The sequence below is a fragment of the Sporosarcina sp. FSL W8-0480 genome, assembly GCF_037963765.1.
Lineage (GTDB): Bacteria > Bacillota > Bacilli > Bacillales_A > Planococcaceae > Sporosarcina.
Map to the genome: position 1 here is coordinate 1055160 of NZ_CP150166.1, position 26778 is coordinate 1081937.

Sequence of the window (26778 nt, forward strand, 5' to 3'; positions counted from 1 at the left end):
TATCGGAAATTACTTTGGAAGAGGTGGATCAATTGTCAACTGCTCCTTTATTGATCGAACAGGAAAAGATTGTAGTAATTGATTTTGGTAGCAAATATAATCAACTAATCACGCGGACGATACGTGAGTTAGGCGTTTACAGTGAATTACACCCTTATACAGTTACAGCTGATGAACTGAAAAGCATGCAAGCTGTCGGAATCATCCTTGCCGGAAGCGAAAAAGAAGAAATGTTCAGCATTGATACTGCAGTGTTCGACTTAGGCATCCCAGTGCTTGGAATCGAATCAGGTGCACAATTCATTGTTAAACATTTCGGGGGAACTTCAGCGTTACCAACCGGCTTCTCCACAATCGAAACGATTTCAACTGGCGACAACATAAAAGAAGAAATTCGACATTTTGTTGAGGATGTTTGCGAAACAGAAGCAAACTGGTCGATGAAAACCTTCATAGAAATTGAAATTGAAAAAATCCGTTCTCAAGTTGGCGATCGAAAAGTCCTTTGTGCACTAAGTGGCGGTGTCGACTCATCGGTAGTTGCTGCATTGATCCATCGTGCAATCGGTGACCAATTGACTTGTATCTTTGTTGACCATGGTCTGCTTCGTAAAGGTGAAGTAGAAAGTGTTGTCGATACGTTCAGCAATCAGTTCCATATGAACTTCATTAAAGTGGATGCGCGTAAACGCTTCTTGGACAAGCTGAAAGGCGTAACTGATCCAGAGCAAAAACGTAAAATTATCGGAAATGAATTCATCTATGTATTCGATGAGGAATCAGCGAAGCTTGAGGGAATCGACTTCCTTGCACAAGGTACGATCTATGCAGATATTATTGAGAGTGGAACAGCAACAAAAGAAGTCATCAAATCCCATCATAATGTAGGCGGTCTACCTGAGGACATGGAATTCGAATTGATCGAGCCATTGAAGGCATTATTCAAAGATGAAGTTCGTGCAGTCGGCGCTGAACTTGGCCTTCCTTCAGAAATCGTGCATCGCCAACCATTTCCTGGACCAGGACTTGGTGTTCGCGTATTAGGTGAAATCACAGAAGAGAAGCTTGATATTGTCCGAGAAGCGGACTGGATTCTTCGTGATGAAATCGCGAAAGCCGGCCTTGACCGTGAAATTTGGCAGTACTTTGCAATCCTGCCTGATATCCGCAGCGTCGGCGTCAGAAACGAAAAACGTTCTTATGATTACGCAGTGGGACTTCGTGCAGTACATTCAGTAGATGGCATGACAGCAGATTGGGCAAGAATTCCTTGGGATATTCTTGAGAAAATCAGCACACGCATCACAACTGAAGTTGACCATGTAAACCGTGTGGTCTATGATATTACTGGAAAACCACCTGGCACAATCGAGTGGGAATAAAACTTAATAAACGCATCGTATAATCTTGGGAATATGGCCCATAAGTCTCTACCGGAACACCTTAAATGTTCCGACTACGATATTTGAATTAGATAGGAGAAAATCCTTTTAATTTAACTGTCATTAGGGAAGCATACGAGTATAGGTCGTATGCTTCCTTTTTTATTTTTAACACTATGAGACTATGAAACTAATAAAAGGACGGTTATTATGAAGAAATACTTTGAATTCGACAAGTTAGGAACGAATTACCGTAGGGAAATTATTGGGGGATTAACAACATTCTTGGCTATGGCTTATATATTGGCGGTTAATCCGATTATGTTGTCACTCGAAGCTGTTCCGGATCTACCTGAAGCAATGCGAATGGATAAAGGTGCCGTTTTCGTCGCAACCGCACTTGCAGCAGCAGTCGGTTCCTTATTTATGGGGTTGATCGCAAGATATCCTATTGGACTTGCTCCGGGTATGGGATTGAATGCATTCTTTGCTTTTACAGTTGTGTTAACTTACGGAATTCCTTGGCAAGTAGGATTGACTGGTGTTCTATTTTCAGGTGTTATTTTTATCATCCTATCCTTAACCGGATTACGTGAATTAATCATTAATGCAATTCCTGCTCAATTGAAGTATGCGGTTGGAGCGGGTATCGGTTTATTTATCACTTTCCTTGGACTACAAAATGCCAATATTATAGTAGGGGATCCAAACACCCTTGTGGCGCTTGGGGATTTATCTTCGGGTCCTACATTGCTTGCCATATTCGGTTTGATCGTTACTGTAATCATGATGGTGAGAAAAATTAATGGCGCTATCTTCTATGGAATGATTCTTACTACTATTGTAGGAATGTTTGTTAGTTTGATTGAAGTACCGACTAAAATCGTCGATAAGGTTCCTGATGTTTCTCCGACTTTCGGGGCTGCTTTTGATGTGTTTTCCCAAGACCCGATGTCTTTAATGACAACGCAATTCCTTGTCATTGTCATCACATTCTTATTCGTCGACTTCTTTGACACAGCAGGTACGCTTGTTGCAGTAGCTACACAAGCAGGACTAATGAAAGAAGACAAATTACCACGTGCAGGAAGAGCATTGCTTGCAGACTCAATGGCTACTGTAACGGGAGCAGTTTTCGGTACGTCAACGACAACTTCTTATGTTGAATCATCAGCGGGCGTCGCTGCGGGGGCACGAACAGGATTTGCTTCTATTGTTACTGGTTTGCTTTTCATCTTGGCTTTGTTCTTCTCACCATTGCTCTTCATCATTACACCAGAAGTTACAGCTCCGGCATTAATTATTGTTGGTGTTCTAATGGTATCGGCTCTTGGAAATATTGAATGGACTAAATTCGAAATCGCAATCCCGGCATTTTTCGTTATCATCTTCATGCCATTGTCTTACAGCATTGCAACAGGTATCGCAATCGGGTTCATCTTCTATCCGATCACTATGCTGTTAAGCGGTAGACGAAAAGAAATCCATCCAATCATGTATGCAATGTTTATTATCTTTATTCTTTACTTCATATTTATTAAGTAAGTATTGTCGGAACGGTTCTATTGAGCCGTTCTTTTTTATATCACAAACCCTGTAAATAAAGGATTTCTTGAATAAGGGGAGGGGGTAGCGTGAAAAGTTTAGGAAAAGTGTTGACGAAGTAAAAATGATTTGGTATAGTAATAAAGCAGTCGGGAGCACGACATAAACCGACAGCAACAGACAAACAAATGAACCTTGAAAACTGAACAGCAAAACGTCAACAAATAAAGTTCTGGAGCCGACCCCGTCGGTGAATAGAACAAACGAATCTTCGGATTCAAAATTGACATCTTAAATGATGCCGGCAAGAAACTCGAGCTATTCGAATTTCTCTTGAGGTTGGCGAGACGTAGTGCAGCGGTAGGAAGCGAAGAAGTGAGGGAGGGAGCGTGCTTAGGCACGTGACCGACCGAACGACTGAAGCTGACACCCCGATGCGCTGCGTATCGCCGGCCGAATTTATGGAGAGTTTGATCCTGGCTCAGGACGAACGCTGGCGGCGTGCCTAATACATGCAAGTCGAGCGGATTGAAGGGAGCTTGCTCCCTGATATTAGCGGCGGACGGGTGAGTAACACGTGGGCAACCTGCCCTGCAGATGGGGATAACTCCGGGAAACCGGGGCTAATACCGAATAATCGGTTCTTCCGCATGGAAGAACTCTGAAAGACGGTTTCGGCTGTCACTGCAGGATGGGCCCGCGGCGCATTAGCTAGTTGGTGGGGTAACGGCCTACCAAGGCGACGATGCGTAGCCGACCTGAGAGGGTGATCGGCCACACTGGGACTGAGACACGGCCCAGACTCCTACGGGAGGCAGCAGTAGGGAATCTTCCACAATGGACGAAAGTCTGATGGAGCAACGCCGCGTGAGCGAAGAAGGTTTTCGGATCGTAAAGCTCTGTTGCGAGGGAAGAACAAGTACGGGAGTAACTGCCCGTACCTTGACGGTACCTCGTTAGAAAGCCACGGCTAACTACGTGCCAGCAGCCGCGGTAATACGTAGGTGGCAAGCGTTGTCCGGAATTATTGGGCGTAAAGCGCGCGCAGACGGTCCTTTAAGTCTGATGTGAAAGCCCACGGCTCAACCGTGGAGGGTCATTGGAAACTGGAGGACTTGAGTACAGAAGAGGAAAGTGGAATTCCACGTGTAGCGGTGAAATGCGTAGAGATGTGGAGGAACACCAGTGGCGAAGGCGACTTTCTGGTCTGTAACTGACGTTGAGGCGCGAAAGCGTGGGGAGCAAACAGGATTAGATACCCTGGTAGTCCACGCCGTAAACGATGAGTGCTAAGTGTTAGGGGGTTTCCGCCCCTTAGTGCTGCAGCTAACGCATTAAGCACTCCGCCTGGGGAGTACGGCCGCAAGGCTGAAACTCAAAGGAATTGACGGGGACCCGCACAAGCGGTGGAGCATGTGGTTTAATTCGAAGCAACGCGAAGAACCTTACCAGGTCTTGACATCCCGCTGACCGGCATGGAGACATGTCTTTCCCTTCGGGGACAGCGGTGACAGGTGGTGCATGGTTGTCGTCAGCTCGTGTCGTGAGATGTTGGGTTAAGTCCCGCAACGAGCGCAACCCTTGATCTTAGTTGCCAGCATTCAGTTGGGCACTCTAAGGTGACTGCCGGTGACAAACCGGAGGAAGGTGGGGATGACGTCAAATCATCATGCCCCTTATGACCTGGGCTACACACGTGCTACAATGGACGATACAAAGGGCTGCGAACCCGCGAGGGGGAGCCAATCCCATAAAATCGTTCCCAGTTCGGATTGCAGGCTGCAACTCGCCTGCATGAAGCCGGAATCGCTAGTAATCGTGGATCAGCATGCCACGGTGAATACGTTCCCGGGTCTTGTACACACCGCCCGTCACACCACGAGAGTTTGTAACACCCGAAGTCGGTGGGGTAACCCTTACGGGAGCCAGCCGCCGAAGGTGGGACAGATGATTGGGGTGAAGTCGTAACAAGGTAGCCGTATCGGAAGGTGCGGCTGGATCACCTCCTTTCTAAGGATAATTACGGAATATGAACCTCCGGTTCATACGTTGACGTTTTGCGTTCAGTTTTGAAGGTTCATCTTCTATGATGACTTTCAAAACTTGTTCTTTGAAAACTGGATAAAACGACATTGAAGCAACAAAACATCAAGTAATCAACCGAGTCGATCACTTTTGTGATTGATTTATACTTTTTTAACGAGTTTGTATGTATATATCGCTATATACTACTACTCACCTGAGGGTTTCGAGAAGCAAGCAGGACGAGGAAGCGACCGAACGAGGACCGGAACGTGCTTAGGCACATGAGGACCGGAGTGAAGGAGCTGACGAAGTAATGCGCCGCTTATCGAAAGCCGTATGAAGGTTAAGTTAGAAAGGGCGCACGGCGGATGCCTTGGCACTAGGAGCCTATGAAGGACGGCACTAACACCGATATGCTTCGGGGAGCTGTAAGTAAGCATTGATCCGAAGATTTCCGAATGGGGAAACCCACTGCCCGTAATGGGGCAGTACGTTCACGTGAATACATAGCGTGAACGAGGCACACCCGGAGAACTGAAACATCTAAGTATCCGGAGGAAGAGAAAGAAAAATCGATTCCCTAAGTAGCGGCGAGCGAAACGGGAAGAGCCCAAACCAGGAAGCTTGCTTCCTGGGGTTGTAGGACACTCTATACGGAGTTACAAAGGGATGGATTAGACGAAGCGACCTGGAAAGGTCCGCCATAGCGGGTAAAAGCCCCGTAGTCGAAAGTCCATCCCCTCCAGAGTGGATCCTGAGTACGGCGGAACACGTGAAATTCCGTCGGAATCCGGGAGGACCATCTCCCAAGGCTAAATACTCCCTAGTGACCGATAGTGAACCAGTACCGTGAGGGAAAGGTGAAAAGCACCCCGGAAGGGGAGTGAAAGAGAACCTGAAACCGTGTGCCTACAAGTTGTCAGAGCCCGTTAATGGGTGATGGCGTGCCTTTTGTAGAATGAACCGGCGAGTTACGATTCCATGCAAGGTTAAGCAGAGAATGCGGAGCCGCAGCGAAAGCGAGTCTGAATAGGGCGAATGAGTATGGGGTCGTAGACCCGAAACCAGGTGATCTACCCATGTCCAGGGTGAAGGTAAGGTAACACTTACTGGAGGCCCGAACCCACGTACGTTGAAAAGTGCGGGGATGAGGTGTGGGTAGCGGTGAAATTCCAATCGAACCTGGAGATAGCTGGTTCTCTCCGAAATAGCTTTAGGGCTAGCCTCAAACGAAAGAATCTCGGAGGTAGAGCACTGTTTGGACTAGGGGCCCATCCCGGGTTACCGAATTCAGACAAACTCCGAATGCCGATGATTTATGTTTGGGAGTCAGACTGCGGGTGATAAGATCCGTAGTCGAGAGGGAAACAGCCCAGACCGCCAGTTAAGGTCCCCAAGTATCCGTTAAGTGGAAAAGGATGTGGCGCTGCCCAGACAACCAGGATGTTGGCTTAGAAGCAGCCACCATTTAAAGAGTGCGTAATAGCTCACTGGTCGAGTGGCGCTGCGCCGAAAATGTACCGGGGCTAAACGGATCACCGAAACTGCGGATTGACACCTTTGGTGTCAGTGGTAGGAGAGCGTTCCAAGGGCGTCGAAGCCAGATCGTAAGGACTGGTGGAGCGCTTGGAAGTGAGAATGCCGGTATGAGTAGCGAAAGAAGGGTGAGAATCCCTTCCACCGAATGCCTAAGGTTTCCTGAGGAAGGCTCGTCCGCTCAGGGTTAGTCGGGACCTAAGTCGAGGCCGAAAGGCGTAGACGATGGAGAACAGGTTGATATTCCTGTACCACCTCCCCGCCGTTATCAGCAATGGGGGGACGCAGAAGGATAGGGTGAGCGCGCTGTTGGTCATGCGCGTCTAAGCAGTGAGGTGTGGAACGAGGCAAATCCCGTTCCTATAACATTGAGCTGTGACAGCAAGGGGAATTATCCCCGGAGTCCCTGATTTCACACTGCCAAGAAAAGCCTCTAGCGAGGCGGGAGGTGCCCGTACCGCAAACCGACACAGGTAGGCGAGGAGAGAATCCTAAGGTGATCGAGAGAACTCTCGTTAAGGAACTCGGCAAAATGACCCCGTAACTTCGGGAGAAGGGGTGCTCTGGTAGGGTGTTAAAGCCCGAGAGAGCCGCAGTGAATAGGCCCAGGCGACTGTTTAGCAAAAACACAGGTCTCTGCAAAACCGTAAGGTGACGTATAGGGGCTGACGCCTGCCCGGTGCTGGAAGGTTAAGAGGAGAGGTCAGCGCAAGCGAAGCTTTGAATTGAAGCCCCAGTAAACGGCGGCCGTAACTATAACGGTCCTAAGGTAGCGAAATTCCTTGTCGGGTAAGTTCCGACCCGCACGAAAGGCGTAACGATCTGGGCACTGTCTCAACGAGAGACTCGGTGAAATTATAATATGCGTGAAGATGCGCATTACCCGCGACAGGACGGAAAGACCCCGTGGAGCTTTACTGTAGCCTGATATTGAATTCCGGTGCAGCCTGTACAGGATAGGTAGGAGCCTTGGAATCCGGAGCGCCAGCTTCGGAGGAGGCAATGGTGGGATACTACCCTGGCTGTATTGGACTTCTAACCCTTGCCCGTGATCCGGGCAGGAGACAGTGTCAGGTGGGCAGTTTGACTGGGGCGGTCGCCTCCTAAAGTGTAACGGAGGCGCCCAAAGGTTCCCTCAGAATGGTTGGACATCATTCGTAGAGTGCAAAGGCATAAGGGAGCTTGACTGCGAGACCTACAAGTCGAGCAGGGTCGAAAGACGGGCTTAGTGATCCGGTGGTTCCGCATGGAAGGGCCATCGCTCAACGGATAAAAGCTACCCCGGGGATAACAGGCTTATCTCCCCCAAGAGTCCACATCGACGGGGAGGTTTGGCACCTCGATGTCGGCTCATCGCATCCTGGGGCTGTAGTCGGTCCCAAGGGTTGGGCTGTTCGCCCATTAAAGCGGTACGCGAGCTGGGTTCAGAACGTCGTGAGACAGTTCGGTCCCTATCCGTCGCGGGCGCAGGAAATTTGAGAGGAGCTGTCCTTAGTACGAGAGGACCGGGATGGACACACCGCTGGTGTACCAGTTGTCTTGCCAAAGGCATCGCTGGGTAGCTATGTGTGGACGGGATAAATGCTGAAAGCATCTAAGCATGAAGCCCCCCTCAAGATGAGATTTCCCATTACATTTGTAAGTAAGATCCCTCAAAGATGATGAGGTGGATAGGTCCGGGGTGGAAGCGTGGCGACACGTGCAGCTGACGGATACTAATCGATCGAGGACTTAACCTTAAAGTTATAAAGTACGGTTGAACTTGAAGTCGCAACAATGTCTCTTTTATCCAGTTTTGAACGAACAAGAATCGTTCTTACATAGTCTGGTGACGAAGGCGAAGAGGTCACACCCGTTCCCATCCCGAACACGGAAGTTAAGCTCTTCAGCGCCGATGGTAGTAGGGGGCTTCCCCCTGTGAGAGTAGGACGTCGCCGGGCAAAGGCCATCCCTGTGGGGGTGGTTTTTTTGTGTTTAATAATTAGTATTTATAAAACCTTTTAAGTGTAAAGGGCACTTGGCACAAAAGGGCAAGTGGAAAATAACAGGGATTGAACCGCGACTCGCGATAAATGATTTTTATTAAAAAAGGTGTTCAAGTGCTCAAGAATCCGGCCAGGTGCTCAAGAATCCTTATTTGCGCTCAAGAATCTGGTACGACGCTCAAGAATTCGTATTAGCGCTCAAGAATCTGGCCAGGTGCTCAAGAATCCTTATTTGCGCTCAAGAATCTGGTTCGACGCTCAAGAATTCGTATTCGCGCTCAAGAATCTGGCCAGGTGCTCAAGAATCCTTATTTGCGCTCAAGAATCTGGTACGACGCTCAAGAATTCGTATTCGCGCTCAAGAATCCGGCCAGGTGCTCAAGAATTCGTATTCGCGCTCAAGAATCCGGCCAGGTGCTCAAGAATCCTTATTTGCGCTCAAGAATCTGGTTCGACGCTCAAGAATTCGTATTCGCGCTCAAGAATCCGGCCAGGTGCTCAAGAATTCGTATTCGCGCTCAAGAATCCGGCCAGGCGCTCAACAATCTCATCCAGCGCTCAAGAATCCCGCCCTAAGCTAAACAATCCGCCTCCCGCGCCTTAAAGTTCATTTATCCATTTCCATCCTCTTCCACCACTATTAATTTCTTGAATTCCACTGTATTGAGCGTTAAGATGAAGGTCATCCTAGAAGAAGGGGGTTGACGAATAATGACTATGGTTCTTATCATCTTTGCAATTAATATCGTATATGTGACTTTCTTTACGGTACGTATGATTCTTACACTGAAAGGGTACAGGTATATTGCTGCTGCCGTAAGTATGGTTGAGGTAGTAATATATGTTGTCGGCCTTGGCTTAGTATTAGATAATCTGAATGAAATACAAAATATCATCGCATATGCTGTCGGTTATGGAATTGGTGTCATTATTGGATCAAAAATTGAGGAGAAACTTGCACTCGGTTATATTACCGTTAACGTGATCACCGCGGACATAGACTATGAAATGCCGAAATTATTACGTGAAAAAGGGTATGGTGTGACGGATTGGTCTGCGAATGGTTTAGAGGGTAGACGGTCATCGTTGCAGATTTTGACTCCGCGTAAGGATGAGTTGAAACTTTATGATACAATCAAACAGCTTGATCCAAAAGCATTTATTATTGCATATGAGCCAAAAACGATCCATGGAGGATTTTGGGTAAAGTCTGTTAGGAAAGGAAATTTGTTTAAATGAGTTCAAAAAAGAAAACGGTTTGGTTTGAAGTTGAAGAGGGTGAGACAATCGCTGAATGCTTGCAACGCCTCTCTGATGCCGGGTATTCGGTCGCTGGTCGAAAAGAAGAACCGGTTTTTAAGGAAGAGGCTGGAGAGTATGTCCCAATCCGTCAAGTTATTAAATTCAAAGGGATTTTAAGTGAATAGTTGTCCGAAATACGAACGATGAATAATTGGTGTTATTTATTGTTCGTATTTTTTATTGACGTAGTTAGTGTCAGTTGATATTATAAAGGTAGTAATAGAGGAACCCACATATATGCTGAGGAATTGGCTTCAGCGTTTCTACCAGGACACCGAAATGTCCGGACTATGCGGGAAAGCGAATTTAAGGATTTGGCGAGGAATGTACCATTCTAAAATGTGTACTATCTTCCAATCGTCATTTGAACTTTCATCCTTGAGTGAACTGCTTTCCATGTATGTGGAAAATGGTTTATTCAGGGATTTTTTCATTTCATTGAAGAGAAGGAGGAATTGTCTGTGGAACCGAAAGTCGGCGTCATCATGGGAAGTAAAAGTGATTGGGAAACGATGAAGCATGCTTGCGATATTTTGGATGAACTGAATGTGCCATTTGAAAAGAAAGTGGTCTCGGCACACCGAACACCTGATTATATGTTTGAGTATGCGGAACAGGCGCATGTAAGAGGAATTGAAGTCATTATCGCTGGTGCAGGCGGGGCAGCACATCTACCGGGAATGGTAGCTTCAAAGACTTTATTACCAGTCATCGGTGTTCCAGTTCAATCGAAAGCGTTAAACGGAATGGACTCATTGCTATCGATTGTCCAGATGCCTAACGGTGTTCCGGTCGCAACTGTGTCAATTGGCAAGGCAGGAGCAACGAATGCAGGCCTGCTTGCTGCACAGTTTTTAGCGGTGCATGATTCGGAACTTCGAGAGAGACTCCAAGGACGTCGAGAAAAAATGCGCGATGCGGCATTGGAAAGCAGCGGTGAATTGGAATGAAGACAATCTTACCAGGACAGACAATCGGAATAATAGGCGGAGGGCAGTTAGGCAGAATGATGGGACTCGCAGCGAAGGAAGCGGGTTTTCGTATAGCTGTGCTTGATCCTACGATGGATTCGCCTTGTGGGCAGATTGCAGATATCCGGATTGTCGCTCCCTATAATGATGAAACTGCCCTTGAAGAGCTTGGTGAAGTTAGCGATGTCATTACGTACGAGTTCGAAAATATAGATTATGATGGCTTAAAGCGACTTAGCGAAATCGCTTATGTGCCGCAAGGGGCCGAGCTTGTTAGAATTACCCAAAACAGAGCTACCGAAAAGTCGGAGATTAAGGCATCTGGCGCACCGGTTGCTAACTATGTGACAGCAGAAACGTTTGACGAGTTAAAGGGGAAAATTAATACAGCCGGTTTTCCTTGCATCGTGAAAACCACTTTCGGTGGATATGACGGCAAAGGGCAAGTGAAGCTTGATTCACCAAAAGACATTCATGAGGCGGAAAGTCTATTCGAACATTCATCATGCATCGCAGAGGCTTTCATCCCATTCACAAAAGAGATTTCAGTTATCATTCAACGGAATCCGGATGGGGAATCGTATTGCCTGCCAATCGCTGAAAACATTCATAAAGATCATATTTTACATGAATCGATTGTACCGGCAAGGGTGGGTCCTGAAGTTATTGCGCAGGCTGAGGCAGCCGCTAAACAGATTGCAGACCACCTTGAGCTTGTCGGAACATTGGCTGTAGAAATGTTTGTACTCGAAAATGATGAAATTATCATCAACGAATTGGCACCAAGGCCGCATAATTCGGGGCATTACTCGATCGAGGCGTGTAATGTATCGCAATTTCACCAGCATATCCGCGCGGTTTGTGGTTGGCCACTTCGAAAACCGAAGCTATGGGCGCCGTCCATTATGGTGAATGTATTAGGTGAGCATGTGGCTCCACTTAAAAAAGTTATCGTGAACTACCCGGATTGGTCCGTACATCTTTACGGTAAAGCGGAAGCGAAGGAAAAACGTAAAATGGGTCATGTGACAATCATGACGGATGATATTGAGAAAACGTTACAAGATATAGATTCTACAAGTATTTGGGCTTAATCTAACAAATTATACCGATTTCAATTGGGAGGAAACCAAAATGACAAAAGTTAAAGTTTACGTAACATTACGCGAAAGTGTTGTAGATCCACAAGGTATTGCTACGCAGGAGGCACTTGTCACGATGGGGTATGACGAAGTGGAAAGCGTACGTATTGGAAGGCTGATTGAACTTGAACTTGCAGGAACAGCTGCTGAAATCGAAACACGTGTGATGGAAATGTGCGATAAGCTTCTTGTCAATAAAGTGATTGAGAACTATAGCTTTGAAATCGGGGAGGTTGCGGGTAAATGAGGTTCGCCATTTTAACTTTTCCCGGATCCAGTTGTGAAGTGGATATGTTCCATGCAATAAGAAATGTTTTAGGTGAAGGTGCAGAAATCATCAGCCATAAAGATGCGGTTTTGGAAAATTACGATGCTGTCCTGATACCAACCGGAGCTTCGTACGGCGATTATTTACGCCCAGGTGCGCTTGCACAGAGCTCCAACTCAATTGTGAGTTTAAAGGCATTCGTAGACTCAGGGAAACCGGTTTTAGGTGTAGGGAATGGGTTCCAAATACTTGTAGAAGCTGGTATTTTACCGGGCGCTTTCTTGCGGAATAAAAGTTTGAAATTCAGAAGCGGTAAAGCGAAACTTGCTGTGCAAAATGCTTCGTCCCATTTCACAAGCAACTATGAACAAGGCCAACTTATTACAATTCCATTTGCCCATGAATTTGGCAATTATTATGTTGATCAAGTTACCGCGCAACTTTTGAAAGATACAAACAGAGTCGCATTTACATATGAAGATGGAAATGCGGACGGCAGTGTTGAAGATATCGCCGGTGTGTTGAATGAACAAGGCAATGTTCTTGGCATGATGCCCCTGCCTGAACGGGCAGTAGAAGAAATTATCGGTGGAACGGACGGATTGCCTTTATTCCAATCTATCATAAAGAACTGGAGTGAGAAGAATGTCAGCCATGCATGAACCTACAGCTCAGCAAATCAAAGATGAAAAATTGTACCGCCAAATGGGAATGACCGATGAGGAGTTCGAACGTGCAGTTGAAATGATCGGACGTCTTCCGAATTATACGGAAACAGGATTGTTCTCCGCTATGTGGTCTGAACATTGTTCTTACAAAAGCTCGAAGCCGGTATTGCGCAAATTCCCGACAGAAGGGGCACGTGTTTTGCAAGGTCCTGGGGAAGGGGCAGGAATCGTTGATATAGGGGACAATCAAGCGGCAGTATTCAAAATGGAATCACATAACTCCCCTTCGGCAATCGAGCCATTCATTGGTGCAGCTACTGGTGCAGGTGGTATCATTCGTGACGTATTCTCAATGGGTGCCCGTCCGGTAGCGCTCGTCAACTCGATGCGTTTCGGTGATTTAACGGATGCACGTGATCGTTATTTATTCGAACAGGCAGTTGCAGGGATTGCAAGTTACGGGAATACAATCGGGATTCCTACAGTGGCTGGGGAAGTCCAGTTCGATAATTGCTATTCGAAGCGTCCACTTGTTAACGCGATGGCTGTTGGTTTATTGAACCATGAGGATATTCAAAAAGGGCTTGCTTCCGGTGTCGGCAATACAGTTTTGTACGTCGGTGCGAAAACGGGCCGTGATGGGATTCACGGGGCAACGATGTCCTCATCCGAAGTTGCTGTCGATAAGGAAGCGGAACTTCCAGTTATGCAAGCAGGAGATCCGTATCTTGAAAAATTGCTTATGGAAGCATGTCTTGAACTTGTGAAGTCAGATGCGTTAATCGGAATTCAGGATATGGGAGCAGCGGGACTTACTTCTTCTTCTGCCGAGATGGCTTCAAAAGCTGGGTACGGGGTGGAACTGAATTTGGATCTTGTTCCGCAGCGTGAGGAAGGGATGACAGCATACGAGATGATGCTTTCTGAGTCCCAGGAGCGCATGCTTGTCGTAGTGAAGCAAGGGCGCGAAGAAGAAATCATTGAACTGTGCAAGAAATACGGTCTTGAAGCGGTTGCTATCGGAAAAGTGACGGACGATAAAATGCTTCGCCTCACTCATAAAGGTGAGGTAGTTGCAGAGATTTTAGCGGATATCCTTGCCGAAGATGCACCGGTTTATCATAAAGCATCTGAAGAACCTGCTTATTTCCGTGAATTCCAGCAAATCGAGAACACTGAGCCGGCGGTTGAAGATTTAAAAGAGACATTGACGTCTCTATTGAAACGCCCGACGATTGCATCGAAGGAATGGGTTTATAATCAATTCGATTCCCAAGCTCGTTCAAATACAGTCGTTGCACCTGGTTCTTCTGCTGGTGTCATCCGTGTGCAAGGAACGAATAAAGGACTTGCGATGACAGCAGATTGTAACTCTCGCTATATCTATCTGGACCCGGAAACAGGAGGCAAGATTGCGGTTGCTGAAGCATCGCGGAATCTAATTTGTTCTGGAGCGGAGCCAATCGCGGCAACAGATTGCTTGAATTTCGGTAGCCCAGATAAGCCGGAAGTGTTCTGGCAGATCGAGAAATCGGCTGACGGCATCGCTGAAGCTTGCCGCACACTAAATGCACCGATTATCGGGGGCAATGTGTCTATGTCGAATGAAGTGAATGGTGTGCCGGTTTACCCGACGCCGACAATGGGTTTGGTTGGGATCGTCCATGATTTGAACCAAGTGACGACGACTGAATTCAAGCAAGCGGGCGACGCTATTTATTTGATCGGCGAAACAGCAACAGAGTTCGGAGGCAGCGAACTTCAACAAATGGTTGAAGGCAGGATTTTCGGTAAGGTCCCTACTATTAATCTTGAAGTGGAAGCATCCCGCCAGCAAGCATTGCTAAAAGCGATTCAAAGCAAGCTTGTACAATCGGCGACAGACTTATCAGAAGGTGGCTTTGCAGTGGCGCTTTGTGAGAAGGCGTTTGATGCTGAAGGACTTGGTGCTGAAGTTTCTATTTCAGGCTCAGCTGTAACGGCCCTATTTAGTGAGACACAATCCCGCTTCCTTGTAACGGTAAAAGAGGAGCTTACGACTGCTTTTGAAGCGATTGTACAGGATGCAGTGAAGATCGGGACAGTAACAGCAGGAGATACCATCGTCATAAAAGGTGATAACGACGAAGTATTAATCGATGGGTCGGTGGATGAATTCCGTTCTGCTTGGAGAGGGGCAATTCCATGCTTGCTGAACTCAGAGGCCTAAACGAGGAATGTGGCGTATTCGGCATTTGGGGCCATGAAGAAGCATCGCAACTCACGTATTATGGCTTGCATGCATTGCAGCATCGCGGTCAGGAAGGCGCCGGGATTGCGACGAAGAATGGTAAAGGGTTGCTAGTAAAAAAAGGCGAAGGCCTTGTCAATGAAGTATTCTCTGGTGATGCTCTTAAAGGGTTGACAGGTCATAGCGCAATCGGGCAAGTCAGGTACACGACGGAAGAAGGAAGGGGAGCGGAGAACGTACAGCCGCTCGTCTTCCGTTCTACGACTGGAAGCATGGCGATTGCGCATAACGGGAACTTGATCAATGCACAGGAATTAAAGGAAAGTCTCGAAAAGCAAGGCAGCATTTTTCAAACGACATCCGATACGGAAGTGTTAGCGCATTTAATCAAAAAGAGTGGCAGAGGAGCGTTAACACAACGAGATCGTGTGAAAAAGGCGCTTTCAATGTTAAAAGGTGCCTTCGCATTCGTCTTGTTGACGGAAGAAGGACTGCTAATTGCACAGGATCCAAATGCTATGCGACCACTATCTCTTGGGAAGTTGGGAGATGCGTGGGTCGTTGCATCAGAGACTTGTGCATTCGATTTGATCGGCGCAGAAACAATTAGATCGGTTGAACCTGGCGAATTAATCATTATTAATGACAAAGGCTTGCAATCCGACCGATTTGCCGAAGCTGGAGATCGTGCGATGTGTTCGATGGAATATGTCTATTTTTCAAGACCCGATTCAGATATTGACGGCATTAATATCCATATGGCACGGAAGCGATGCGGTAAACAACTTGCAAAAGAAGTGAAGATTGAAGCGGACGTCGTTACGGGCGTTCCCGATTCAAGCATTTCAGCAGCTATCGGATTTTCCGAAGAAAGCGGAATTCCATATGAATTAGGATTGATTAAAAATAGATATGTCGGCAGGACGTTTATCCAACCGACACAAGCAATGCGTGAGAGAGGCGTAAAGTTGAAACTTTCGCCAGTCCATCAAGTTGTCGCAGGAAAACGAGTCGTCATGGTGGATGATTCGATTGTACGTGGAACGACGTCGAAACGGATTGTCAAAATGTTGAGGGATGCAGGGGCGACGGAAGTCCATGTCGTCATCGCAGCTCCTCCATTGGTCAGTCCTTGCTTTTATGGAGTAGACATCAGTACGGATTCGGAACTGATTGCAACAAACCGTTCGGTTGATGAAGTCCGTGATTTGATCGATGCTGATTCACTGACCTTCCTTTCAACGGAAGGAATGTTGAAGGCAATCGGTAGATCTCCAGAAATGAAGAACTGCGGACAATGTCTCGCTTGCTTTACGGGCGAATACCCGACGGAGATTTATGCAGACACAGTTTTGCCGCATGAAAAGGAGCTCGCACGGTAAAAGTACCTTAGGAGTTCTCGTTTAGCGGGAAAGAGTTCTCATTTCGACGTATGGAGTTCTCGTTAACCCGGAAAGAGTTCTCGTTCCGGTGCTTGGAGTTCTCGTTAACCCGGAAAGAGTTCTCGTTCCAGCGCTTGAAGTTCTCGTTTAACGGGAAAGAGTTCTCATAAGAACAGCGTCAATCATTTACGAAAAAGCACATTCATTCTAAAAGGAGGACATTCCATGTCTAAGGCGTATGAAAAGGCGGGAGTCAATATCGAAGCGGGCTACGAATCTGTGGAACGCATGAAATCACATGTCGCTCGCACTGCACGTAAGGGTGTCGCGGGTGCATTTGGCGGTTTCGGAGGGATGTTCGATCTATCGGAACTTAACTATAAAGAACCAGTGTTAATTTCCGGAACAGATGGTGTCGGTACAAAACTGAAATTGGCGTTTCTTGCAGATAAGCATGACACAATCGGCATCGACTGCGTCGCGATGTGTGTGAACGATATTGTCGCGCAAGGAGCAGAACCGCTATACTTCCTGGATTATATCGCACTTGGCAAGGCAGTTCCTGCAAAAGTAGAGGCAATTGTCAAAGGGATTGCTGATGGATGCGTTCAATCCGGAGCTGCATTAATTGGCGGGGAGACGGCAGAAATGCCGGGCCTCTACGCTGCTGATGAGTATGACTTGGCAGGGTTTGCGGTAGGTGCATGTGAAAAAAGTAAAGTCGTTACTGGCGAAAAAGTGGAAGAAGGGGACGTTCTTGTCGGAATCGCATCAAGCGGCATCCATTCGAATGGTTTTTCCCTCGTTCGGAAAATCGTCTTGGAAGACCAAGGATACGAGATTGACCAGTATATCGCTGGATTCGAAGAACTTGGCAAAGTGGGGCAGGCATTGCTCGAGCCGACAAAGATTTATGCAAAGCCCGTCATGCAAATTCACGAAGAGCTTGACGTTCATTCAATGGGCCATATAACAGGTGGGGGTTTCTATGAAAATCTACCAAGAATGTTTGGCGAAGGTTTCGGAGTGGAAATAAATCTTGGTTCTTGGCCAGTTCTTCCAGTGTTTAAAATGTTGAAGGCAAAAGGCGAACTATCTGATAAAGATCTGTATAGCGTTTTTAATATGGGCATTGGATTTGTCATCGCTCTTCCAGCAGATCAGGCGAAACGCGCAATCCAGATTGCGGCTGAGCATAATGAAGAGGCATTTGAAATTGGTCGTGTCGTCAAAGGAGAAGGGGTCAATTTCATCGGCAACCATGATGGGAGCCTAAATTAATGAATGGTAAAACAAAGATTGCCGTTTTCGCATCGGGCAGCGGGAGCAATTTTGAAGCGCTTGAATTTGCATGCCGTGAAGGGGAGCTTGATGCAGAAATCACACTTGTCATGACTGATAAGCCCGCTTCCTTCGTAGTAGAACGGGCAAGGCAAACGGATATACGGACTGTCGCTTTGGAACCGAAAGCATTCCCTTCAAAGCAGGCATTTGAAGAGGCGTTAATCGCCATTTTACAGGATGAGGGTGTTGAATGGATTGTGTTGGCGGGTTATATGAGGCTGATTGGCCCGACATTGCTTGCCGCGTATCCTTCACGCATTGTGAATATCCATCCTTCCTTGTTGCCGTCCTTCCCGGGCAAGGACGCTATTGGCCAAGCGATTGCTCACGGTGTAAAAGTGACAGGGGTCACTGTCCATCTTGTGGATGAAGGAATGGATACCGGTCCAATTTTGGCGCAAGCTCCAGTCCAGGTAGTGGATGGTAATCCTGAATTGACCGCTAAAGCAATACATGCGGTTGAACACGTTCTTTATAAAGAGACGTTACAGTCACTGTTTACCAGTGAAACAAAGAGCAAAGCTTGAATGTTGAAGAAAGGTCCATTCTTCTGCGTTCAAGGTCCATTAATTGCGGATCAAGGTCCATTCATCTGCGTTTAAGGTCCATTCTTCTGCGTTTAAGGTCCATTCCCGTGCATACAAGGTCCATTACTAAACAACGCAACATCTTATTACAAAATCGGAGGGAACCACTCGTGAAAAAACGTGCATTACTCAGTGTTTCAGACAAGAGCGGTATATTGGAATTCGCCAAAGAGCTCGCGAAACTCGATTATGAAATTCTATCAACAGGCGGAACGATGAAGCATCTGAAAGAAAACGGAGTCGCAGTAATAGCGGTTGACGAAGTGACAGGCTTCCCTGAAATCATGGAAGGCCGTGTCAAAACACTAAATCCACTGATTCACGGTGGTCTCCTTGCAAAGCAAGACGATCCGCAACATCAGAAACAAATGACTGAACACGGCATCCAGCCGATCCATATCGTTTGCGTCAATCTCTATCCGTTCAAAGAAACAATCTCTAAACCAAACGTTTCTGTTGAAGACGCTATCGAGAACATCGATATCGGCGGTCCGGCAATGCTCCGTGCGTCTGCGAAAAACCATGCATATGTAACCGTAATTGTTGATGCAACTGATTATGCACAAGTACTTGAAGAGTTAAATGCAGAAGGACAGACGACCCATGAAACACGCCGTCGCCTTGCCGCTAAAGTTTTCCGCCATACAGCAGCATATGATGCACTTATTTCAGGCTATCTAACTGACCTTTCAGGTGAGGAGTTCCCTGAGCAGATCACATTTACATATGAGTTAAAGCAGCCGCTACGTTACGGGGAAAACCCGCATCAAAAAGCAGCATTTTATAGTCGTCCGTTGGGTTCCGATTTCTCCATCGCCAACGCTACGCAATTGCATGGCAAGGAACTTTCCTATAATAATATCCAGGATGCGAATGCAGCGATCCAAATCGTCAAGGAATTCGAGCAACCTGCCGCTGTTGCAGTGAAGCATATGAATCCTTGTGGTGTCGGAACTGGAGCAACTATTGAGGAAGCATTCGATAAAGCATACGAAGCTGACCGGACATCCATTTTCGGAGGCATCATCGCTCTAAACCGCGAAGTGGACGCGCAAACGGCAGAACAACTATCAGGAATTTTCCTTGAAATCATCATCGCTCCTTCATTCACAGAAGACGCGATTGCAATCTTGACAAAAAAGAAGAACATTCGTCTACTGACAATTCCGTTTGATCAACATAAAAAAGACAATTGGAATTCCGTGTCTGTAGAAGGTGGCCTATTACTTCAAGAACCAGATACATTCGGCTTCAAGGATGCGGAAATTCAAGTAGTCACAGATAGAGAGCCGACGGAGGCTGAATGGGAAGCACTGAAGTTAGGTTGGGCAGTTGTGAAGCATGTTAAATCGAATGCAATTGTGGTTACAGATTCGTCAAGGACACTCGGAGTCGGGGCTGGACAGATGAACCGTGTCGGGGCCGCGAATATCGCCCTCACTCAATCTGGAGAATTGGCGAAAGGTGCTGCGCTTGCATCCGATGCGTTCTTCCCGATGGATGATACGGTTGAAGCGGCTGCAAAAGCTGGCGTTACCGCAATTATCCAGCCAGGTGGTTCTGTCAAAGATGAAGATTCCATTAAAAAAGCGAATGAACACGGAATTACAATGGTGTTTACTGGCATTCGTCATTTCAAACATTAAGGGGGATATTAAAAATGAAAGTACTTGTCATTGGCAGTGGGGGCCGTGAGCATGCGATAGCTCGCCAATTCAATAATTCACCGTCCGTGGCTAAAGTGTATGTCGCTCCAGGCAATGACGGCATGAAAAACGATGCTGAATGTGTAGCCATTTCTGCAGCTGATTTTGAGGCACTTGCATCTTTCGCCGAAGAGCAACAGATTGACCTCACATTTGTTGGACCCGAACAACCCTTATCGGAAGGAATCGTTGATTATTTCACTACGAGGGGGTTGAGGATTTTCGGTCCAACAAAGGCGGCAGCTCAAATTGAAGGCAGCAAGTCCTTTGCAAAGGCGCTCATGAAAAAGTATGAGATCCCAACGGCCGCATATGAAACATTCACCGATGCCGAGGCGGCTAAAGCCTATATTCGAAAGCAAGGTGCACCGATTGTCGTGAAAGCGGATGGACTTGCAGCGGGTAAAGGGGTTATTGTCGCGACAACTGAGGAAGAAGCGATTGAAGCTGTTGAAGATATGATTGGCAATCAAAAATTCGGAGAGTCCTCTTCGAAAGTTGTCATAGAAGAATTCCTCGATGGAGAAGAATTCTCTTACATGTCATTCGTCCATAATGGCCAAATTTACCCAATGCCGATTGCGCAAGACCATAAACGAGCCTTTGATGGTGATGAAGGGCCAAATACTGGTGGAATGGGGGCATATTCTCCAGTTCCGCAAATTCCTGATCATGTCGTTGAAGAAGCACTTGAAAAAGTCGTCATTCCGACTGTTCGCGCGATGGATGAAGAAGGTACGCCTTTTACAGGAATCCTTTACGCTGGGCTTATCCTTACGCAGGGTGGTCCAAAAGTTATTGAATTTAATGCACGGTTCGGTGATCCGGAAACGCAAGTCGTCCTTCCGCGAATGGCTTCCGACTTCGGTGATTTCATGACTGCACTAATGGATGAAAGACAATTCGATTTAAAGTGGCATGACGATGCAATCTTAGGTGTTGTCGTAGCATCTGACGGTTATCCGGGCGATGTCATAAATGGCGCTGAATTACCGGATTTAAAGAAGCTTGAAGGACTGGAAATCTTCCATGCGGGAACGAAATTACAAGACGGTCACTTCATCGGCAACGGCGGTCGTGTTCTCCTTGTAACTTCAAAAGCCGAAACATTAAAAGAAGCACAGTCAAAAGTGTACGAAGGGCTAAATCAGCTTGAATGGAACGGGTTTTTCTATCGGACGGATATTGGTTGGAGGACATTCAGCTAATAAAAAATCAGACCACCGCAAACGAGTGGTCTGTTTTTGTTTATTATTCAACCGCACCGACACCCTTCAATTTAACATCCACCATGACATTAAATTCAATTTCCGGATATATCCGATTCCATTCCTCCATTAATCCATCACGTGACAACCTTGTAGCGCGATAACGTAAGCCGAATCCAAATGGATCGACTTTGTTTTCCTGCAGCTTTGTCAGTAATTCCAGCACCTCTTTTTTAATATCCTCAGCCGCTATTTCGTCGTACTTCTCTAGTTCTTCAATACTCAAACGCTTATTCGACTCACCGATTATACCAACCTTGGTTATCTTCATATCAATCCTTGGTGCGCCTTCATCCAAGACGATTTTATATTTCATCTTCACTTCATCAATGTTTAATATGAAAAGCCAACCATTTTCCTTAACTTTGTAACTAAAACCGCTTGCATGGTAAAGTAAGGAATTTAAATACTTCGTTTCCATCATTGTCAATCTGACCGGTTCTTCCTTATCTTTTAGGACGACTGACTTATTGATAATGAAGGTGTGATTCTCTTTATCTACTTCTACGAGGGGTAAAACTGTGTGGATGCCTTGGCTAAGTACTTCACGTCTGAATCTAAAAAGAAAATTAGTTATTACGTACGGACTGTCGGTGCCGTTGTAACCGAAGAAGTTATGTAATGAGACGGACGCGGGTGCTTCGGTAATAGGCTCAAAGGAAATAATGTCTTTCGCTGATTCCTCAGCAACACCGACATAGGAAATCATTTGGATATCTCCTCGCCTTGTGAAATAATCCATAAATGTTTCCAAGTCTTGTGAAAGTAACTTTTCGTTAATAATAATGACTTTGTTATGTCCGAACTCTAAAACTTTATCGACTTGGGCTCTCATATCATGGATCGCCTCGGCAACCGACTCGGAATCATGTGTAAGATACGCATAAACTGGAGTTTCCTGTTGTTTGATAGACCCGATTGGTTGAGCAAGCTTTAATGTTACTTGGAACCCGTTTTTCACCTTGTCGGAAGGGTCAATGCCTATACCGACTACCAAGATCCTTTTGTCGATATCCTTAAATGCACAACCGGCTTGGAAAAGGAGGCTTAGGGTCAATAGAAGGAAGAAAAATGTTTGACTCATTTTTTTACTTCGGGACATGATTTAGCCCTCCTTTTTGCATAAAGTAAACATCCAATCAGGATAACTAAAATGGCAGGTAATAGATACATGTCAAAATAATATGCTGACTTGAACAGCGTCTCTCCTGTAAACATTTTTGTAGCGATCATTGCGATTACCCAGAAAACAAGAGCATAAATAGGAAGTTTCAATTTAAATGATTTCCACTTTAGCCTATTAAAGTTAAAGATACTTTCAAACAAATGCATGGATACATGCCAATGTATTATGATGCTCAAGACCGAGATGGCTAGGAAGGCGCCTATGAATATAAAAACAACCCGTTCAATGAGCCCGAATTTCATCCTCATCGAATCACTTGTCATAATCCAAGGGTAGGGTACATTTTCAAGTGCTTCAAATCCACTTAGGCCGATTGGAAGTAAATAGGTTGTCATGATGATGAAAAAACAGATGAGCGTTAAAAGTGCCATCGCTTTACGAGAAGGCTTTCTCAAATCTGTAAAATAACGATTAAAAACAATTAAATTTGCAATGCCGATAGTAACATAAAGGGCTGTCGTAAAAGAGCGGTAACTAGGTAAGTGGTTAATATGCATAATGGCTATCCGTACATAATCCCAATCAAAATCCTTATCAAGATACCCTTTCAGTTGTACAAACAGAATCAAAGGCACTACTAAAACAACAAGTATTTCAGAAGTAAATAAAATACTTTTAGTTTGCATGAAGACCCCGTATGTGATTATAGCTGCAAAGGAAAGAACGATTAAGTAAATAGACATTTCAGGCGTCAAAAAACGGATGATGATAAAAACATACGTGATAAGGGTGATAAGTCCGGCTCCATACCAAGATATAGAAAGGAAAAGAATAATTGGTGTTGAAATCCATTTCGGCATGCAACTATTGAGAATTTCGGGAAGAGTCATACCCGGGAAATGGCTGAACAAGGAAATAAGAAAATACGTAAAGATCATACCGACGGCAATCGCAAGAAACAACGAATTCAATACTCCCTGTGTATTATCTAAAATGAATGTTCTTGGAGTTGTAGATACCATATTGGTCAGGAGATTGATAAGTATCAAGTAAAATAAGAAACGGCTCATTTATTTTCCACCTTTAGTTCCTGTTTCCAACCCTGCCATGTAATCTTTAAAAAAGGAACTCCAAAACTATTTTTGTTCACCACTATCATTATCATTCCTATGAAGCCTACCAATAACCCGACCATACCAAATAATGCTGTGTAAATTAACAAAATGACTCGACTTACCCGTATTGCAAAACTCATTTCTGTGAGTGGGATGACAAACGTTGAAATTGCAACTGCAGATGTAATAATGATCATAATTGTTGAAGTGAGGGCTGCTTCTGTTGCGGCTGACCCTAATATCAAGCCTCCAACAGTGGTCGCCGTTCCACTAATCGACTTTGGTAAACGCATGCTTGCTTCGATTAAAAGCTCTAGGAAAAACAACATAAACAATACCTCAACGAATGAAGGATAAGGAACACCGATTCTGCCCCCCGCTACAGTCAGCGCCAGTTCTACCCTTAAAATATCAGGGGAGTATGATGTCATCGCTATATATAGGCTTGGTAGCAAAAGACATATAAATAAACCTAAATACCTTAATAAATTCATATATAATGAAATGCCAAAGACGTGATAGCTATCCTCCATAGATATCATGAAGTCAAAAAAGACAACTGGCGCGACAATGACATTGGGACTTCCATCGATTGCAATGATAACTTTTCCGGCAACTAAATTATAGATGATGCGATCGGGACGTTCGGTTACAATCGTCGTAGGAATAAGGTTAAACTTCCCTTTATTTAGGAAATGCTGTAGATCAGCTGCCGATTGAAATAAAATTGAATCGAATTCTTCAAGTCTTTTTTTGACTCTCTGAAGAACTTCTTCGTCGACACGATTGACATCATAAAGCAAAGCGATTTTACGATTTGCAATATCTTTCAATTTCATGGATTCGATTTTTAAAGAAGCATTATTATAGCGTTGCGAGATAATATTCATAGTTGTTTCAATATCCTCGCTCAATGCAAGTTGAGGGCCGTGAATCGTAGGTTCAATGACTGTTGTTTGGACCTCATCGTATTTGACAAAGCGGAAATCCAAAAAAAACATATTGTCAGATACCGCTATTAGTACATATCCAGCTGTCAGTTTGGTGAGTAAATCATCTTTATCAGGCATTGATTCTTTAATTGGCAATGATTGAACATATGATTGAAAGTCTTCCTCCGAACTCATCTCGAAAAAGGGTCTAATGATTGTCTGTTGTAATTTATCTCCATCGGAGACTGTTTTTAAATAGAAAAGAAATGCCGATTGACCTTTTATCTGTAGTTCTGTTTGAACGATATCTTCAGATGGCTCAAATTCTTGTGAGAGTTCGTTGAACAAAGAAGGTGTTGCCTTTTTTTCAGTCATTTCAACTCTCCTTTATTTCTAAAGCATAGTAAAAAGTTTGATCTTAGAATCCCCGAAAAAGAATAATTGATACATTAATGTTTATAACAGACGGAAATACTCTATGTTTCGTCAGGATGCTATGCTACGATAAAGTAAATAGAATTCTTCAAATAAGGAGTATATCAATATGTGGAGTCAACATGAGGTTCAACAGCAACTTGGGATTATAAACGGTAAAAAAGCACCCGATCTAATTATTAAAAATGCGACGTACCTTCATTCGATATTCAAGAAGTGGATGGAAGGGAATATATGGATTTCTGGCGACCGGATTGTTTATGTAGGCAGCAGGATGCCAGCAATGTCAGAAGGGACTGAAATCGTGGACGCTGCGGGTAAAAAAGTCGTCCCTGGCTATATCGAACCACATGTCCATCCTTTCCAGCTATATAATCCGGAAACATTTGCAGAGTATGCGGGCCGACTTGGGACGACGACGTTCCTATCGGATAATCTGACGTTTTTCATGCTCTTAGGGAATGAAAAGGCTTTCAAAGTGATCGAACAACTGCACAAGCTGCCATTCTCGTTCTATTGGTGGGCAAGATTTGATTCACAAACGGTTTTGCAAAATGAAAGAGAAATGTTCAACCTTGATGCGATTTCAGAATGGTTGAAACGCGATGATGTCCTGATGGGCGGGGAATTGACTGGGTGGCCACGTCTCATGAATGGAGATCCGGATATTACGGCATCCGTCATTGCTGCAAAAAAGGCGGGTAAAAAAATCGAAGGACACTTCCCTGGCTCTTCCGAAAGAACGCTTGCGAAAATGAAATTGTTAGGTGTCGATGGCGATCACGAATCGATGACAGTTGAGGAAGTGGAAGCGCGCCTACTTCATGGGTTTGCAGTGACACTCCGCCATTCATCGATTCGACCGGATTTGCCAGATTTATTAAGAGGAATCATTGAAAAAGGGCATGATATTTTCGATCATTTGATGATGACAACGGATGGCTCCACGCCTTCATTCCATACGGATGGCGTCATGGATAAATGCATTCAAGTCGCGCTCGATGCAGGCTTTAACCCAGTAGATGCCTATTTAATGGCCTCCTATAATGTCGCACGTTATTATGATGTCGCCGATTTGCATGGTGTAATTGCAACTGGTAGATACGCGACGCTTAACTTCCTTGAGGATGAATATAATCCTGTTCCGACGGATGTCCTATCGAAAGGCAAGTGGCTGCTACGGAACAACGAACCAACAGAACCGTTCAAGAAAGTGGATTGGTCGACTGTTCCTGATTTCAATCTTGACTTTGACTTGGATGAAAAGGATTTCGAATTTAAACATTCAGTGGGGATTGAAATGGTGAATGATGTCATAACAAAACCATATGAGGTGACAATTGACCTCTCAGTGGACAAGTTGTCTGGCGAACATGACGAAAGCTTCCTTATGCTCATCGATCGGAATGGAAAATGGCGAGTTAATACGGTCATTAAAGGATTTGCCGATCATGTGCAAGGCTTTGCGACCTCTTATTCCAATACAGGAGATATCATCTTGGTAGGAAAAGATAAGCAAGAAATGCTCCATGCATTCCATGAAATGAAAAAAATGCAGGGTGGGATGGTGTTGCATGAAAATGGAAGTGTAGCAGCATCAATACCACTTCCAATCGGTGGAGGATTGTCAGCAGAAAATGTCGAAGTATTGATTGAACAGGAACTGAAATTGAAAAAAGCACTCTCGGAACGGGGATATACACATGGGGATGCGGTATATACATTCCTATTCCTACAATCTACACATTTGCCATACGTACGTGCAACCCAAAAAGGGCTTTATAATGTCATGAAGAACGAAGTAATCATTCCATCTTTGGAAAGATAGG

The 26778-nt window shown here is 45.4% G+C and carries 19 protein-coding genes, 3 rRNA genes and 2 riboswitches; of the genes, 19 read left to right on the forward strand and 3 right to left on the reverse strand.

All coding sequences use genetic code 11. The features are described from left to right. Positions 1 to 32: 32 nt before the first annotated feature. The 18 genes from guaA to purD all read left to right on the forward strand — a co-directional run bounded on the left by guaA (position 33) and on the right by purD (position 21281). Positions 33 to 1382 carry a glutamine-hydrolyzing GMP synthase gene (guaA, locus tag NSQ43_RS05550; protein WP_339253762.1) on the forward strand — a complete coding sequence of 450 codons (1350 nt, stop codon included), beginning with the start codon at positions 33 to 35 and terminating at the stop codon, positions 1380 to 1382. After that, a riboswitch (purine riboswitch) is annotated at positions 1378 to 1479 on the forward strand. (Overlaps the previous gene by 5 nt.) Before the next feature lie 113 nt (positions 1480 to 1592). Beyond that, complete coding sequence (locus tag NSQ43_RS05555; RefSeq protein ID WP_339253764.1) at positions 1593 to 2927, forward strand: NCS2 family permease; 1335 nt, start codon at positions 1593 to 1595, stop codon at positions 2925 to 2927. Positions 2928 to 3385: 458 nt separating this feature from the next. Continuing rightward, positions 3386 to 4937: ribosomal RNA gene (locus NSQ43_RS05560) — 16S ribosomal RNA — on the forward strand. A gap of 356 nt (positions 4938 to 5293) precedes the next feature. Then, a 23S ribosomal RNA gene (locus NSQ43_RS05565) occupies positions 5294 to 8227 on the forward strand. Between the two features lie 85 nt (positions 8228 to 8312). After that, a 5S ribosomal RNA gene (rrf, locus tag NSQ43_RS05570) occupies positions 8313 to 8428 on the forward strand. The 16S, 23S and 5S rRNA genes sit together here, the layout of an rRNA operon. Before the next feature lie 179 nt (positions 8429 to 8607). Next, positions 8608 to 9054, forward strand: a complete 447-nt coding sequence (locus NSQ43_RS05575) for a hypothetical protein (protein ID WP_339253766.1) — start codon at positions 8608 to 8610, stop codon at positions 9052 to 9054. A 130-nt stretch (positions 9055 to 9184) separates the two neighbouring features. Next, positions 9185 to 9712 carry a DUF5698 domain-containing protein gene (locus tag NSQ43_RS05580; RefSeq protein WP_339253768.1) on the forward strand — a complete coding sequence of 176 codons (528 nt, stop codon included), beginning with the start codon at positions 9185 to 9187 and terminating at the stop codon, positions 9710 to 9712. Then, complete coding sequence (locus tag NSQ43_RS05585; RefSeq protein WP_339253771.1) at positions 9709 to 9900, forward strand: NETI motif-containing protein; 192 nt, start codon at positions 9709 to 9711, stop codon at positions 9898 to 9900. The genes NSQ43_RS05580 and NSQ43_RS05585 overlap by 4 nt, the downstream gene beginning before the upstream one ends. Positions 9901 to 9986: 86 nt before the next feature. Next, positions 9987 to 10086, forward strand: a riboswitch (purine riboswitch). A 150-nt stretch (positions 10087 to 10236) separates the two neighbouring features. Beyond that, positions 10237 to 10725 carry a 5-(carboxyamino)imidazole ribonucleotide mutase gene (gene purE / locus NSQ43_RS05590; protein WP_339253773.1) on the forward strand — a complete coding sequence of 163 codons (489 nt, stop codon included), beginning with the start codon at positions 10237 to 10239 and terminating at the stop codon, positions 10723 to 10725. Then, entirely contained in the window at positions 10722 to 11840 is a 1119-nt protein-coding gene (gene purK / locus NSQ43_RS05595; protein ID WP_339253775.1) for a 5-(carboxyamino)imidazole ribonucleotide synthase, read from the forward strand. The genes purE and purK overlap by 4 nt, the downstream gene beginning before the upstream one ends. Positions 11841 to 11880: 40 nt before the next feature. After that, positions 11881 to 12135, forward strand: a complete 255-nt coding sequence (purS, locus tag NSQ43_RS05600) for a phosphoribosylformylglycinamidine synthase subunit PurS (RefSeq protein ID WP_339253777.1) — start codon at positions 11881 to 11883, stop codon at positions 12133 to 12135. Next, entirely contained in the window at positions 12132 to 12818 is a 687-nt protein-coding gene (gene purQ, locus NSQ43_RS05605; RefSeq protein WP_339253780.1) for a phosphoribosylformylglycinamidine synthase subunit PurQ, read from the forward strand. Before purS ends, purQ begins: the two co-directional genes overlap by 4 nt. Then, complete coding sequence (gene purL / locus NSQ43_RS05610; RefSeq protein ID WP_339253782.1) at positions 12802 to 15033, forward strand: phosphoribosylformylglycinamidine synthase subunit PurL; 2232 nt, start codon at positions 12802 to 12804, stop codon at positions 15031 to 15033. The genes purQ and purL overlap by 17 nt, the downstream gene beginning before the upstream one ends. Continuing rightward, positions 15009 to 16436, forward strand: coding sequence for an amidophosphoribosyltransferase (gene purF / locus NSQ43_RS05615; RefSeq protein ID WP_339253784.1), 1428 nt, complete (start codon positions 15009 to 15011; stop codon positions 16434 to 16436). Before purL ends, purF begins: the two co-directional genes overlap by 25 nt. Before the next feature lie 225 nt (positions 16437 to 16661). Next, positions 16662 to 17717, forward strand: a complete 1056-nt coding sequence (gene purM / locus NSQ43_RS05620; protein ID WP_339253786.1) for a phosphoribosylformylglycinamidine cyclo-ligase — start codon at positions 16662 to 16664, stop codon at positions 17715 to 17717. Then, the gene (purN, locus tag NSQ43_RS05625) at positions 17717 to 18307 is read left to right on the forward strand and encodes a phosphoribosylglycinamide formyltransferase (RefSeq protein WP_339253788.1); all 591 of its coding nucleotides are present in this window, start codon (positions 17717 to 17719) and stop codon (positions 18305 to 18307) included. Before purM ends, purN begins: the two co-directional genes overlap by 1 nt. Before the next feature lie 170 nt (positions 18308 to 18477). Beyond that, positions 18478 to 20013 (forward strand): bifunctional phosphoribosylaminoimidazolecarboxamide formyltransferase/IMP cyclohydrolase, encoded by a 1536-nt coding sequence (purH, locus tag NSQ43_RS05630; protein ID WP_339253790.1) that lies wholly within the window; start codon positions 18478 to 18480, stop codon positions 20011 to 20013. Positions 20014 to 20027: 14 nt separating this feature from the next. Continuing rightward, the gene (gene purD, locus NSQ43_RS05635; RefSeq protein WP_339253792.1) at positions 20028 to 21281 is read left to right on the forward strand and encodes a phosphoribosylamine--glycine ligase; all 1254 of its coding nucleotides are present in this window, start codon (positions 20028 to 20030) and stop codon (positions 21279 to 21281) included. A 43-nt stretch (positions 21282 to 21324) separates the two neighbouring features. Here the strand turns inward: purD and NSQ43_RS05640 are convergent, their stop codons facing one another. The 3 genes from NSQ43_RS05640 to NSQ43_RS05650 are packed head-to-tail and all read right to left on the reverse strand — an operon-like array spanning position 21325 to position 24889. After that, a complete protein-coding gene (locus NSQ43_RS05640) occupies positions 21325 to 22443 on the reverse strand; it encodes a Ger(x)C family spore germination protein (protein WP_339253794.1) in 1119 nt (372 codons plus the stop codon). Then, complete coding sequence (locus NSQ43_RS05645; protein ID WP_339253796.1) at positions 22422 to 23537, reverse strand: GerAB/ArcD/ProY family transporter; 1116 nt, start codon at positions 23535 to 23537, stop codon at positions 22422 to 22424. The genes NSQ43_RS05640 and NSQ43_RS05645 overlap by 22 nt, the downstream gene beginning before the upstream one ends. Then, positions 23534 to 24889: a spore germination protein gene (locus NSQ43_RS05650; protein WP_339253797.1), complete on the reverse strand. Its 1356-nt coding sequence runs from the start codon at positions 24887 to 24889 to the stop codon at positions 23534 to 23536. Before NSQ43_RS05650 ends, NSQ43_RS05645 begins: the two co-directional genes overlap by 4 nt. 169 nt (positions 24890 to 25058) lie before the next feature. Between NSQ43_RS05650 and NSQ43_RS05655 the strand changes: the two genes are divergently transcribed. Continuing rightward, a complete protein-coding gene (locus NSQ43_RS05655; protein ID WP_339253799.1) occupies positions 25059 to 26777 on the forward strand; it encodes an adenine deaminase C-terminal domain-containing protein in 1719 nt (572 codons plus the stop codon). Position 26778 lies beyond the last annotated feature (1 nt).